The 13,790-nt window shown below is 38.5% G+C and carries 11 protein-coding genes; 7 read left to right on the forward strand and 4 right to left on the reverse strand.

The annotated features are described in order from the left end of the window. Nucleotides 1–25: 25 nt before the first annotated feature. Nucleotides 26–3,385, reverse strand: coding sequence for a preprotein translocase subunit SecA (gene secA / locus BM179_RS24615; protein WP_092019809.1), 3,360 nt, complete (start codon nucleotides 3,383–3,385; stop codon nucleotides 26–28). A 276-nt stretch (nucleotides 3,386–3,661) separates the two neighbouring features. Here secA and BM179_RS24620 point away from each other — a divergent pair, with 276 nt between their 5' ends. The 7 genes from BM179_RS24620 (at nucleotide 3,662) to BM179_RS24650 (ending at nucleotide 11,622) form a co-directional block, all read left to right on the forward strand. Next, the gene (locus BM179_RS24620) at nucleotides 3,662–4,144 is read left to right on the forward strand and encodes a hypothetical protein (RefSeq protein ID WP_092019810.1); all 483 of its coding nucleotides are present in this window, start codon (nucleotides 3,662–3,664) and stop codon (nucleotides 4,142–4,144) included. A 305-nt stretch (nucleotides 4,145–4,449) separates the two neighbouring features. Next, nucleotides 4,450–5,487: a DUF6089 family protein gene (locus BM179_RS24625; protein ID WP_092019811.1), complete on the forward strand. Its 1,038-nt coding sequence runs from the start codon at nucleotides 4,450–4,452 to the stop codon at nucleotides 5,485–5,487. 61 nt (nucleotides 5,488–5,548) lie between these two features. Next, on the forward strand, nucleotides 5,549–6,277 hold the full coding sequence (gene porG / locus BM179_RS24630) for a type IX secretion system protein PorG (protein ID WP_229633032.1): 729 nt from the start codon (nucleotides 5,549–5,551) through the stop codon (nucleotides 6,275–6,277). Between the two features lie 398 nt (nucleotides 6,278–6,675). Further along, a complete protein-coding gene (uppS, locus tag BM179_RS24635) occupies nucleotides 6,676–7,431 on the forward strand; it encodes an undecaprenyl pyrophosphate synthase (protein WP_092019844.1) in 756 nt (251 codons plus the stop codon). 109 nt (nucleotides 7,432–7,540) lie between these two features. Beyond that, nucleotides 7,541–10,144 carry an outer membrane protein assembly factor BamA gene (gene bamA / locus BM179_RS24640; protein ID WP_092019813.1) on the forward strand — a complete coding sequence of 868 codons (2,604 nt, stop codon included), beginning with the start codon at nucleotides 7,541–7,543 and terminating at the stop codon, nucleotides 10,142–10,144. A 269-nt stretch (nucleotides 10,145–10,413) separates the two neighbouring features. Beyond that, nucleotides 10,414–11,022, forward strand: coding sequence for an OmpH/Skp family outer membrane protein (locus BM179_RS24645; RefSeq protein WP_092019814.1), 609 nt, complete (start codon nucleotides 10,414–10,416; stop codon nucleotides 11,020–11,022). Nucleotides 11,023–11,043: 21 nt separating this feature from the next. Continuing rightward, on the forward strand, nucleotides 11,044–11,622 hold the full coding sequence (locus tag BM179_RS24650) for an OmpH/Skp family outer membrane protein (protein ID WP_092019815.1): 579 nt from the start codon (nucleotides 11,044–11,046) through the stop codon (nucleotides 11,620–11,622). A gap of 60 nt (nucleotides 11,623–11,682) precedes the next feature. Here the strand turns inward: BM179_RS24650 and BM179_RS24655 are convergent, their stop codons facing one another. The 3 genes from BM179_RS24655 to BM179_RS24665 are packed head-to-tail and all read right to left on the reverse strand — an operon-like array spanning nucleotide 11,683 to nucleotide 13,678. Beyond that, nucleotides 11,683–12,330 (reverse strand): SGNH/GDSL hydrolase family protein, encoded by a 648-nt coding sequence (locus BM179_RS24655; protein WP_092019816.1) that lies wholly within the window; start codon nucleotides 12,328–12,330, stop codon nucleotides 11,683–11,685. 47 nt (nucleotides 12,331–12,377) lie between these two features. Continuing rightward, nucleotides 12,378–12,965, reverse strand: coding sequence for a methyltransferase family protein (locus BM179_RS24660; RefSeq protein ID WP_092019817.1), 588 nt, complete (start codon nucleotides 12,963–12,965; stop codon nucleotides 12,378–12,380). Between the two features lie 11 nt (nucleotides 12,966–12,976). After that, entirely contained in the window at nucleotides 12,977–13,678 is a 702-nt protein-coding gene (locus tag BM179_RS24665) for a lipoprotein signal peptidase (protein WP_092019818.1), read from the reverse strand. Nucleotides 13,679–13,790: the final 112 nt, after the last annotated feature.

Consider the following 13,790-nt stretch of genomic DNA (forward strand, 5'->3'; position numbering starts at 1 on the left):
TTTTACACATGTACAGAAGAACTGTTTAAGCAATTACGACTGCTAAACCGCCTTCTACGTCTTGTTCTACTGTTTTATACTTCACATTTTCTTTAATAGAACCATCTTTGTATTGAACAGTAACTCTTTGGTTTCTATCCGCAATTTTAATTGCCTGACGAGGAGCTACTTTTTCAGCGGTTCTATCACTTGGGTCAATATATTCCTGCTCCTGTGAAGAAGCCAGACCTCCGAGCAAAGAAGAAATAGCATCATCCTTACTGGTCTTTAATTTTGGCTGGGCTGGTTCCTGACGGGGAGCTTTCGGAGGGGCAGGTGCTTCCTGGAAATCAGGAATAGCTGCTTTCATCAGAAAACTGATGGTATCTGAATTTACTCTTGCAAGGAATTTCTGGAATAAATTAACCGCCTCAAACTTATAAATTAACAATGGATCTTTTTGTTCGAATACAGCATTCTGAACAGATTGCTTTAAATCATCCATTTCTCTCAAATGCTCTTTCCACTCCTGGTCGATCAATGATAATGAAATGAATTTCTCTAATTCCTGAACCACCTCTTTACCTTTGGTATCAAGGGTTTTATGTGCGTCTGCAAAAATACCTGTAACTACCAGTCCATTGGTAACCGGTACCTGAATTCCGGTATATCCCTGATTGATTGCTTCATTGGCTACATTGATAACCTGGTCAGCAATAACAGCATTTTTCTCATTATAATGTACCTCAGCTCCGTTATATAACAATTCTGTACGTTTCTGAGCATTTAGTCTTGGGAATTCCTCCCGACTGAAAGGAGGTTCCATACCAAGAATTTCGATGCATTTTAGCTCAAGCTCTTCATATACCGTATAATTGTTAACTAATTCAGCACAGGTATCGTACATGGTATTGGCAATATCCAAAGCAAGACGCTCGCCGAACAATGCATTCTGGCGACGTTTGTAAATGGCATTACGCTGATAGTTCATTACATCATCGTATTCCAGCAAACGTTTCCGTACCCCAAAGTTATTTTCCTCTACTTTTTTCTGAGCTCTTTCAATAGAAGAGGTAATCATTGAATGTTGAATAACTTCTCCCTCTTCCATACCCATTCTGTCCATAACCTTAGCGATACGGTCTGAACCAAATAAACGCATCAGGTTATCTTCCAGTGAAACAAAGAACTGAGATGAACCTACATCCCCCTGACGACCTGCACGACCTCTTAACTGGCGGTCAACACGACGTGATTCGTGACGCTCCGTACCGATAATGGCCAGACCTCCGGCATTTTTAGAATCAGGAGAAAGCTTGATATCCGTTCCACGACCGGCCATGTTGGTAGCAATCGTCACTTTTCCGGATTGTCCTGCTTCAGCTACAATGTCAGCTTCGCGTGCGTGATGCTTGGCGTTCAGTACATTGTGCGGAATCTTACGGATTGTAAGCATTCTGCTCAATAATTCAGAGTTTTCAACAGAAGTAGTACCTACAAGAACCGGACGTCCTTTGCTTACCAGATCCTGAATCTCTTCACTTACAGCATTGTATTTTTCTCTTACTGTACGGTAAACTTTATCTTCTTCGTCTTTACGTGCAATAGTTCTGTTGGTTGGAACTGTCACAACATCAAGTTTGTAAATCGTCCAGAATTCTCCGGCTTCCGTTTCAGCTGTACCCGTCATACCACAAAGTTTGTGATACATACGGAAGTAATTTTGCAAGGTAATTGTAGCGTATGTCTGGGTAGCATCTTCAACATTTACACCTTCTTTCGCTTCAATCGCCTGGTGCAAACCATCAGAATAACGACGGCCTTCCATTACACGACCAGTCTGCTCATCTACGATTTTTACTTTGTCGTCAACGATGATATACTCAGTATCCTTCTCAAATAAGGTATAAGCTTTCAGTAACTGGCTTACTGTATGGATTCTCTGAGTTTTGATAGAATAATCTCTGATAAGTGCCTCTTTCTGAATAAGACGTTCCTGTTCGGTGATATTTTTATCAATCTCTATTTTGTTCAGATCAATCGAAAGATCAGGAAGAACGAAAAAGTCCGGATCTTCATAGTTTCCGGTAATGAATTCAATTCCTTTTTCAGTAAGCTCAACCTGATTATTTTTCTCTTCAATGGTAAACAACAAAGGAGCATCAGCCTGAGGCATTAATTTCTGGTTCTCAGCAAGGTAAACAGATTCAGTTTCCTGAAGAATCTGCTTATGGCCTGACTCGGACAAATATTTGATTAATGGCTTGGATTTTGGTAAACCTCTGTGAGCACGGAAAAGTGCCAGACCACCTTCTTTTTTGTCACCGGCAGCAATCAGTTTCTTCGATTCAACCAACAAATTCTGAACAATCTGTTTCTGTGCATCAACCAGTTTTGAAACTCTTGGCTTGAAATCATCAAATTCATGCTCATCTCCTCTCGGAATCGGACCGGAAATAATCAACGGGGTACGGGCATCATCAATCAACACGGAGTCAACCTCATCCACCATTGCAAAATGATGTTTTCTCTGAACCTGCTCTTCAGGACTTCTTGCCATGTTATCACGGAGATAATCAAAACCGAACTCATTATTGGTTCCGTAAGTAATATCGGCCAGATAAGCATTTCTTCTCGCATCGGTATTTGGTTCATGACGATCGATACAATCAACCGTTAAACCATGAAATTCGAATAAAGGAGCATTCCATTCAGAGTCACGTTTGGCAAGGTAGTCGTTAACAGTAACGATATGAACACCTCTTCCCGCCAGGGCGTTAAGGAATGCCGGAAGGGTAGAAACGAGTGTTTTACCTTCCCCGGTAGCCATCTCGGCAATTTTACCCTGATGAAGTACCACACCACCGATCAGCTGAACATCGTAATGAACCATGTTCCATACGATTTCATTTCCGGCAGCAAGCCATTTATTATGCCATATTGCTTTATCCCCAAGAATTTCAACATTCTTCTTTTTTGAAGCAATAAATTTATCCTCAGTTGTAGCAGTTACTTCCAGTTTCTCGTTTTCAGTAAATCTGCGGGCGGTTTCTTTAACAATTGCAAATGCCAAAGGAAGGATTTCAAGTAAAACAATTTCCAATTGTTTATTGCGCTCCAGTTCAAGTTTATCGATGTCGTTAAAGAAGACTTCTTTTTGATTAATATCTTCCGTTTCTTCAACTTTGCTTCGCAAACCTGATATTTGTTGATCAATATTGCTTAAACGTTCGGCAATAATAGCTTTTAACCTGGCTGATTTCTGACGAAGTTCATCATCAGAAATAGCGCTGAGTTGGGCAAATTCAGCATTGGTTTTCTCTACGTAAGGCAGTAATTCCTTAATGTCTCTTTCAGACTTCGTACCGAAAATTTTTGTAACTGCTTTAGTTAGTATATTTAACATTGTATTAGGTTGTTGGTCATTAGATTTTGTTCGTTGGCCTAAAATCCAAACGCGTCAGATATTTTTAAAATATCAAATTTATCAGCCTTTTTTATTGTTTTATAAGCAGGCAAAAGACACCATAAAAATAAAATACTTGCAAATTTAGTTTATTACAATCTTTTAAAAACAATTTCAGAGTAATTAATATTGTATTAAGAACTTTTTACAATGTTTTACATCTTCATGTAAACATCAGCTGCTGAATATAATTTAACACTTAACTTATTGAAAATCATGGAACAACAGCCATATAACCGCAGGCCGCCCCGTCCGAAATTAAAAATGCCCCTTTTCGGAAATATGATGGGTGGCGGAGAAAATAATGCACCAAGAAGATCAGAACGCCTTGGTTCCAGTAAATGGACGCCCTGGATTTTCCTTATGGCACTGGTAGTTTTGGGGATTGATTTATACCGGGACAAGACCAGCGCAAGAAGAACTTTTACGGGAGCTACCGATATTCTTGGTATGGAATGGAACGGAAAGGTTGTTAAAAAGTATGCTAACGTAGTTACTCCGGAGAAAATACATTATCTGATTGAACTGAAAAATTCAAAAGGAGAAAAACAAAAACTTGACCTTATGGGCGAAACAACGAATCTTTGGGACTATGTAAGTCCGAATAATACGATTGTTAAGTCGTCAGGAAGCCTGAGTGTAACCGTAAAAAGTTATTCTAAGAAAGATACCGTTTTAGTAATGAGCTTTGCTAAATAAAGAAATTTATTAATATTTAGCGTAAAACTTTGTTTTGCCTGTTTTCATGACTAAGTTTCAAAAACAAACAATATCAGTTTGCATTTCAACGTTACCCTCCTGAAGCTTTGAGCTTCTTTGTTCATGCAAGGAGCGGGGAAATATACTTTAATCTGTTTATTCAGAGGTTATTTTGAAATTTCGTAAATATTCTGATGTTTCAGGCATCATTTTAGCTTACAATTTAAGACAAGCACGCTCCATAAATATTCTATATTTAAAATTGATGTGGGATTTTTTTACATCAATTGACAGAAATTGCCAACATGAAACAGAAATTATCAATACTTAGTCTGATTTTACTCGCGGGTCTGGTCTCTCATGATTTGACAGCCCAGTTCAAAATGTTTAAAAAGTCGGAGAAAAGTCCGAAAGTTCACCGGACAGATCAGTTTGAACCGCACTCTTCTGTAAGTTTTGGAGTAGGTACTTCAAGTTATTATGGAGAACTTTCCCCCTATGTTCGCCCTATCCAGTCAACATTTAACATGATCCGCTGGAATTTAGCCTTTAATTATACACGGTATTTTACACCAAACTGGAGTGGAAGGATAGGTCTGACTTATGCCAGAATTGCCGGAGACGATAATACCCTGGAAGGTGTGAAAGGATTTGAGGCAAATTTTATCAGGAATCTTCATTTTCGGAATGATATAAAAGAGCTTTCCCTGTTGGCTCAGTATGACTTTAAAAGCGGTGGACGCAGTTATGAAAGGCGTGAAAAGGTTGTACCTTACCTTTTTGGAGGAATTGCAGTTTTTGCGCATAATCCAATGGCTAAACCCGAATCCTCTCTTTATGGAACAGATTGGGTGACTTTGCAGGATAAACATACAGAAGGACAAGGATTACCCGGATATACTGATAAACCTTATTCGCTCATTGGCGTTTCTTTCCCGATCGGGTTTGGGGTAAGAGTTAAAATTAACAAAGATTTTGATTTTGGTGCTGAAGTAGGATTCAGGTATTCGATGACAGACTATCTGGATGATGTGGGAGGGAAATATGCTGCTACAGAAGATTTGACAGCGCAAAGTCCTTTAGCTGCCTCATTGGGAGATCGTTCTCAGGAACAGATTGCTGCCTATTCAGGAAAAGACAGAACGCAGTCGTATGTTAATTTTCTGAATGCAAATGGTATTCCTATTTCTGATCCGAATGCTCCTGTTGTCTCAACCAATACAGGTATCGGCCTGAAAGGAAATCCAAGAGGGAGTTCTTCGGTGAAGGATAGTTATATGCTGACAAATTTTAGTATAATATATCACCTTCCGGTGAAAATTAAATGCCCGCCATTACGTTAAAAGACTTATACCACCACAAAAAGGTCAGGTAAATCACCTGACCTTTTTGTTAAATGACAGAATGTTAAACATGCTTCCCGGCGTTTCTTTTAAAAGTAAAATCCTTCAACTCAATGTTTTTGTGTTTGGGATAAGCCTGTTTTTATCTCTTTTGGTTTTTCCCCTACATCTTTTTTCGCAGAAAATTGAAATAGGAGCCGGTTTTGGAGCGATGAACTATAAAGGTGACATTTCTCCTGACTTCCACCCTGGTTTTGCCAGACTGGGGGGGAATATTATGTTCAGATACAACCTTAATAATTCTGTTTCTTTTCGTGCCAGTGCTTTGCTTGGGAAAATTTATGCGGATGATAAACAGGTAAGTGATCCGATGAACCAGATCAGAGGAATGTCTTTTAATACTAAAATTGACGAAATTGCCTTAATCGCTGAATATAACTTCTTTAATTATAAGTACAGCCGGTATCATAAAGACTGGTCGCCCTATGTTTTTGGTGGTTTGGCTGCTATGAAATTTTCTCCTGATCAGGATCCGATTGATGATTACAAAACGAACCAGATTGTAATTCCTTTCGGAGTCGGGATAAAATACAATATCAAGAGAAACTGGGGAATAAATCTGGAATTCGGAACAAGAAAGACCTTTACAGACTATCTGGATAATTTAGGTGGAAATCATCCGGGTTATCCTAAAAATTTCCAGAACGATTATGCCCATAATGACATGTATTATTACACTTCACTTACATTGACCTACACGATACTGAATATTTTCTGTCCTACGGATTAGTTAAATTTTAAAGGAGGGAGGTTTTCATGTTTAAGGGCAGGATCGAGGTAAAATTATCATTTCAATAAAATCCATTTTGATTTATCCGCACTCAAATCATTCGCTCCTGAAATTCCGGTTCCGGAGTCTTTTCTATCGTCTGAAACAGGGAGAAATACTTAGTTTTTATGCCATTATCAAATTATTATTTCAAGAAACTTTCAAGGAGCTTTTTCTTTGATTTTGAATAGGCTAGCTAATTCGTTAAATTTGCACACTATTCACCGCAGTTTTTTGATTTTAAAGGTTTATATGGGGTATTTTGGTAAAATAATTTCCTGAATTTTCATAAAAACCTTCAAAAAATTCAAACTGCCGGTAAGATTTTAGTCTGTTGAATGTTAAAAAGTGTTAAATCCGTGAAGGAACAAATTGATAATAACAATGTCCCGAAACATATAGCCGTTATTATGGACGGAAATGGACGCTGGGCTAAGCAAAAGGGCTTTGTTGACCGGATTTTTGGTCACCGTAATGCTCTTACGGCAGTGCGGGACACCATAGAAGGATGCGGAGAACTGGGGGTTAAATACCTCACTCTTTATGCATTTTCCACTGAAAACTGGAACAGACCAAAAGCTGAAGTAGATGCTTTAATGTCATTATTGGTAGGAACCATCAAAGATGAGCTTCCGGGGATGATTAAAAGTAATATCAGACTTGAAACCATCGGGAATATTGACAGTTTACCTGCCAAATCAAGAAAAGAACTGACTGCCGCCATCGATTCAACAAAAAACAGTACAGGATTAACCCTGATTTTAGCGTTGAGTTACAGCGGTAAGTGGGATATTGTAAATACTGCCAGACAGCTTGCTCAAAAGGTAAAAGAAGGGACAATTGCTGTGGAGGATATTACCGAAGACTTATTTGAAGAATCACTTGATACCAAAGGTATCAGTAATCCTGATTTGATGATAAGAACCGGGGGAGATCACAGAATCAGTAATTTTATGCTTTGGCAGCTGGCTTATACGGAATTATATATTTTTGATGAACTTTTCTGGCCGGATTTCAGAAAGCAGCATTTGTTTGAAGCTGTATTGAGTTATCAGACAAGAGAACGCAGATTCGGTAAAACCAGCGAACAGATTCGCCTTTTAGCAAAATCATAACCACCGATACCTTTTCAGTACATAGAGCTATAAATGATGGCCACGCGGTATTACCGCTACTCTGATGTATTTTTAGTTAAAAGTTGCCGTCATTCACAAAAACAAAAAAATGAAGAAAGTTTTTCTCTTAATTATTGCCTTTTTCTGTGTCGCTTCTCTGGCAAATGCACAGTTACGGGGAGTAGGACGCTCATCTTTACCTATTGGTGCGAGTTCGGGATTAGATTTGAATTATGCTGACCCAAAAGAATATGAAATTGCTGAAATAACGACTTCCGGTTCGAAATTTTACGATGGAAATTCAATGATTACCATCTCAGGGTTAAGAATCGGGGATAAAATAAAAGTTCCGGGTGATGCCATTACTTCTGCACTGAGAAAACTGATGGATCAGGGGATTTTAGAAGAGGTGGAGATCGTGGCAACTAAAATGGAAGGCACCAGGATCTGGCTTAATATTGCCCTCAAGGAACGCCCGAGGCTTTATAAGGTTCAATATTCAGGTATTCGTAAGGGAGAGCAGGAGACGCTTAACGATAAAATTAAAACCTATAAAGGTAAAATTATTACCGAAACACTTAAGAAAAACGTTGAGCTGGCAATCAGAAAGCATTTTCAGGAAAAAGGTTACCTGAATATTGTTATTAAAACTGCGCAGAAAACGGACTCACTCAGAGGAAATAATGCTACCCTCAGCATTTCTGTAAATAAGAAAAGCAAAGTCAAAATCAATAAAATTATTATTACAGGTCTGAAGGAGACCAGCGAAAGAACAATTCGCCGGAAATTGAAAGATACCAAACAAATGCGTTTCGGCAGAATTTTCAAACCTTCGAAATACGTTCCGAAGAAATTTGAAGAAGATAAGCAGAAACTGATTGAATATATGAACAAATCCGGTTACCGCGATTTCCAGATTCTTTCTGACTCTGTTTATAAATTCAATGAGAATACGGTAAATGTTGTCCTGAAACTGGAAGAAGGCCGTAAATACTATTACCGCAATATTTATTGGGAAGGTAATTATATCTATCCTGACTCATTACTGGCTGAAGTATTATCTATCAAAAAAGGAGATGTGTACAATACTGAAGAGCTTGAGAAAAAGATGAATGGTAATCCGGGTGAAGACCTAAGCTCGGTTTATATGGATAACGGTTATTTATATTACAATGCTGAACCGGTTGAAACAGCCATTGAAGGAGATTCAATTGATATTACTATTCGTATCAATGAAGGTAAACAGGCAACAATCAATAAGGTAATTGTTAACGGTAATACTAAAACTTCTGACCACGTTGTAATGCGTGAGATCAGAACTTTACCAGGACAAAAATTCAACAAGTCTGCCATTATCCGTACAGTTCGTGAGCTTTCAACAATTGGTTACTTTAACCCTGAGAAAATTTCTCCGAATCCGATTCCCCGTCCGGACGGAACAGTTGATATTGAGTATAACGTAGAAGAAAAACCTTCTGACCAGATTGAACTTTCAGGCGGTTGGGGTGGCTATATCGGTTTTGTAGGAACATTAGGGGTTGTGTTTAACAACTTCTCTGCGAGAAATATTACCAATTTAAGCTCATGGAGACCTCTTCCTTCAGGTGACGGACAAAAATTAGCCGTTCGTTTCCAGGCTAACGGAGCTGCTTACCAGAACTATTCATTAACATTCACAGAGCCCTGGCTTGGTGGTAAAAAACCTAACTCGCTTTCTGTAAGTTTGAGCCGTAATATTTCTTACCCATTGCGTTTAAGTAATGCGTATTCCGGAGCATATAGCAGTGGTTATGGTTATAACAATTATGGGTTATACGGAGGAACAGGATATTATCCGAGTACCAGTTATGGAACGGATAGTGCCTCTTTGGCACAACAGGCAATTAATAACAATGCCCACTTTAACTCTACCAACCTGACAATCAGTTTGGGTAAAAGACTGAAATGGCCGGATGATTATTTCTCTTTGAGTAACTCTGTTTCGTTCCAGTTAATTGATGTAAAAGATTTGCCTTATTACGGATATCCTGATGGTTTGTCAACGTTGGCTACATTTATTACCAACTTCTCAAGAAACAGTATTGATAACCCGACATTCCCGAGGATGGGATCGAGTTTCTCATTGACTGCCTCGCTGACACCTCCTTATTCATTGTTCGGAGGAAAGAATACAAACCTGATTGAATACCATAAATGGATGTTTGATGCAAGCTGGTTTACAACAATGGTAGGAAAGCTTGTGCTTCATACAAGAGCTCACTTAGGTTTCTTAGGTAGTTATGGGGGTGCAATTACCCGTTTTGAACGTTTTGACGTGGGTGGATCCGGGATGGTTCAGGGGTACTCGTTTAACCGTGATATCATTGGTTTGAGAGGTTATAAAGACAGGATTATCGGACCTTCAGGATACGGAAGCCCGGGTGGGGTGGCTTATAATAAATTTGTAATGGAAGTTCGTTATCCGGTTTCTCTGAACCCTTCAGCTACAATTTTCTTATTAGGATTTGCTGAAGGAGGTAATAACTACGCTTCTTTCCAAGAATATAATCCGTTTAAACTGTATAAATCTGCCGGTGTGGGTGCCAGAATCTTTATGCCCGCCTTTGGTATGATTGGTATAGATTATGGTTTTGGTTTCGATAAACCTCAGCCGGGAGCAAGCGATTTCGGTCGTCAGGCTTTCACATTCTCAATCGGACAACAGATCCGTTAAGATCCTGATATTTAAAACAGGCAATGCTAAATTTCTGAAATTTATTCATTGCCTGTTTTTTTGTAATAAAGTTAATGTTTTGTTAATGTGATCAAAAAATACAGAGCAAACTCAATATGCAGGGTAAAGAGGCGTTAATAAGGCATGAATTGACATAATTTTTGTAAATTGGAAGAAAATAGGGAAGGATACTATGTGGAAACCATATCGGAATGTTAAAAGAAACATATGGTTAAAGTCTAACTTATTCATTCAAAACTTTATCAACTGTGAAGAAGCAGATTTTTTTACTAATTTTGGCTTTCCTTTGTTTTAGCAGATCAGCTAAAGCTCAGAAGTTCGGATATGTGGATTTAGAATATATTACTTCTAAAATGCCGGAATATCAGACCGCTCAGGCTGAAATAGAGAAGCTGACTTCCAGGTGGATTAAGGAAATCTCCGATAAAAATCTGGAAATTGAAAAACTTGAAAAAGCTTACAGAGCTGAAGAAGTTTTATTGACAGAAGATATGAAACAGCAGCGTTTGAAGGCAATTTCTGAAAAAGAGAAAGAAGCCAAAGACATGCAGAATAAAGTTTTCGGAATTAATGGAGAGCTTATCAAGAAAAAGCAGGACATTATTAAGCCAATTTTAGACGAAATTTCGAAAGCATTAGAAAAGGTAGTTCGCCAGAAAAGACTGGATTTTGTATTTGATAAATCCTCAGATGGTTTAACTATGGTTTATACTAACCCTGTTCATGATTACACTGACTATGTAATGGAAGAACTCGGAATCTCTCCTGAACAAATAAAGGATAAAGAGAAAGAAAAAGCGGAATCTGAAAGCCCTAACAATACAGATCAAAAGAGTAAAAATAAAAAAAGCAACTAACAAATTACAATTTAAACAACAATGAGAAACAAATTAGTGATTGCCGTGATAGCACTTTTTGCTATGGCAACAGTGAATGCACAGGCACAAATTAAAATTGGCTTTATCAATGCAGACTATATTTTAGGACAAATGCCGGAAGCAAAACAAGTGGAGGCTGACCTGAAAGCAACGCAACAGCAGTATGAAAACCTTTTACAAGGTAAAATGAAAGACTTCCAGGATAAGTTAGCTGCTTATGAAAAAGGAGCTGCTACCATGTCTGACGTTATCAAAGCTGATAAAGAAAAAGAATTGCAGAATGCACAGCAGTCAATTCAGGAATTTCAACAAAATTCTCAACAATCTTTGCAAAAGAAACAAGCTCAGTTGTTGCAGCCATTGTTGAAGAAAATTGAAGACAACATGCACACTGTAGCAAAAGAGAATGGATTTACTTACGTATTCAACTCTGATGCAGGTCTTGGAACAAGCCCGATTTTATTACACGCTCCGGACGATGCTAACATGTCTGATCTTGTATTGAAGAAAATGGGAATCACTCCGAAACCAGCTACAGCGCCTGCACCGGCACCAGCTGCAACTGCTCCTAAGAAATAAGGAAACGTTGAAAATAAAATATAGAAAAGAGGTCATTTGAAATTTTCAGATGACCTCTTTTTATTTGTATTCCTTTCGAAGCAGGCTGTCTATTCTGAGATTCAAATGCCCGCTCCAGATTTCATAGGCTTCCGCTTTTAAATGAATACCGTCAGTGGATAGCTTCGGGTTTAATCTTTGACCATCAGAAAGAAATGAATTAATATCGAGCAGGCAGATATTACGTTGAAGAGAGAGCTTTTTAAGGCAGTTGTTGACCTCAGTAACCTGCAGATTTACTTCCGGGTCATCGGTGGTATAAATAACCGTCTGTAAAATCGGAATAACTTTGTTTTTTTCCAGAAGACTGATTATCGCCTGAAAATTATTACAAATCCTTTCTACTGGAATTCCCATAAGCAGGTCGTTAATTCCGCCTTCCAGAATGCAGATTTCAGGGGAGCAGTTCAGATTACCTCTCTCGATTCCCCAAAGGATTTGCTGAGTAGTAAGGCCGCCTGCCGCACAATTCCTGATATCAGTTCTTCCCAGCAGATTTTGCCAGTTTTCCTGAGCTATTCTCGAATCTCCGATTAGTAAAATATCAGCCTGTCTCTGAGGTGAAAGCCTGTCGATAATCTTGTCGTGATACATATATCCTAAACCAAGGAGTAATGTTACCGAAAGAATGTTTACCGAAACAGAAAGAATAAACAGGTACTTTTTCATACAGGAAGGTTTTAAAAACGGGTATTCTTTCCTGAAATTGATCTCTGCTAAAATATTTTTGGAATCAGCATCGGAACATCCTGCTGATACTTGAGGTAAGCTTTGCCAAACTGGCTGACAAGCTTTCTTTCTTCAAAATAGATGCCGATTCGGATATAAAGCGTCAGGACACAGGCAGTTGTTATCCCGGCCATTGTTCCGTCAATACCAAAATAACCCCAGATAATCAGAAGAATGCCTAAATAAAGCGGATGTCTGACTACGGCAGAAAGCTCATCCTGTTTCAGTACCTGTGGCGTTGAAGCTGGATCAAAAACGTCTGTTCCTAAAAATTCTGCAAGGTTATAATTTTTGAATGAAGCGGCGATAAGGGTAATTCCGGACAGTGTCATAAGACCTCCCAGAACATAGTTCATGATTGAGCCGGGAAGAATCACCTCACTTCTAAGAGATAACTGAAAAAAAAGGATCGGTAAAAGTGTTAAAAATGCAATGACATTATAGATAAGGCGATAAAAACGAAAAAATCCTCCCAAAAGTCTTTTGAGAAGATTTTTTACCATATCTGTCGCCAGTAAACTATGAATGAAACCGTATGCCAGCCAGAGCAGGCCCAAAACGATAATATCTTTCATATTTCCGGAATTTAATCTTCTTTTTCTTCTTGTTTACCTTCTTCTGAATTTATTCCCGTTTCGGGAGTGTTAACTTCTTCATTAAGCTCATGCTGATCTTCAGAAGTAGTTTTGACAGCCGCTCTGGATGCGTCATGTGTATCGAAAAAGCGCTTTTGGAAAATAAGAATAGTAGCTACTCCGCAGAAAATAGTAGCGTCTGCAAAATTGAAAATCGGGGTTGAGTAATACGTTCCTCCCCAGATTGGTATCCATTCCGGAATGATTCCTTCCCAGATATCAAAGAAAAACATATCAATTACCTGCCCGTGAAACCAGGGAGTGGGAGAGTTGTATGGAGCATTATTCAGAAATACACCATAAAAAGTACTGTCTATTACATTTCCGATTGCTCCGGCAAGAATCAGGGCTATGCACCAGAGTAAACCTTCATGCGCTCCTTTTTTAGCTAAATGTACCAGGTAAAAACCGATTCCGAACATGGCAAAAAGACGGAAAATACTCAGAATAAGTTTACCGTTCTCAACACCTAACTGCATCCCGAATGCCATTCCGGGATTAAGAGTATAATGCAATTTGAAAAAATCACCAATTATACGGATCTGACCAACGAAACCAGGTTCCATGGTAAAATGAACCGTCAGTTTGATTGCCTGATCAATGACAATCATCAATAGGGTAAGTAAAAAATATTTGTACGGGGAACGTAACATTTCGATTTTTTCAGGGAATAGTCAGCATTTTTCATTCGAAAGGCCGGACTGTTCAATAATTTTTTAAGATAAAACTTCTGCAAAGATACTGATTCAAAGTGTAAAGAGCAGA

Source organism: Pseudarcicella hirudinis, from assembly GCF_900115665.1.
GTDB classification, from domain to species: Bacteria; Bacteroidota; Bacteroidia; order Cytophagales; family Spirosomataceae; genus Pseudarcicella; species Pseudarcicella hirudinis.

Excerpts from the sequence above, each read along its gene's own strand:
- porG (WP_229633032.1), top strand. The coding sequence starts at position 5,549 with ATGTTAAACATGCTTCCCGGCGTTTCTTTTAAAAGTAAAATCCTTCAA.
- BM179_RS24665 (WP_092019818.1), bottom strand. The coding sequence starts at position 13,678 with ATGTTACGTTCCCCGTACAAATATTTTTTACTTACCCTATTGATGATT.
- BM179_RS24625 (WP_092019811.1), top strand. The coding sequence starts at position 4,450 with ATGAAACAGAAATTATCAATACTTAGTCTGATTTTACTCGCGGGTCTG.
- BM179_RS24650 (WP_092019815.1), top strand. The coding sequence starts at position 11,044 with ATGAGAAACAAATTAGTGATTGCCGTGATAGCACTTTTTGCTATGGCA.
- BM179_RS24620 (WP_092019810.1), top strand. The coding sequence starts at position 3,662 with ATGGAACAACAGCCATATAACCGCAGGCCGCCCCGTCCGAAATTAAAA.
- BM179_RS24660 (WP_092019817.1), bottom strand. The coding sequence starts at position 12,965 with ATGAAAGATATTATCGTTTTGGGCCTGCTCTGGCTGGCATACGGTTTC.
- secA (WP_092019809.1), bottom strand. The coding sequence starts at position 3,385 with ATGTTAAATATACTAACTAAAGCAGTTACAAAAATTTTCGGTACGAAG.
- bamA (WP_092019813.1), top strand. The coding sequence starts at position 7,541 with ATGAAGAAAGTTTTTCTCTTAATTATTGCCTTTTTCTGTGTCGCTTCT.
- BM179_RS24655 (WP_092019816.1), bottom strand. The coding sequence starts at position 12,330 with ATGAAAAAGTACCTGTTTATTCTTTCTGTTTCGGTAAACATTCTTTCG.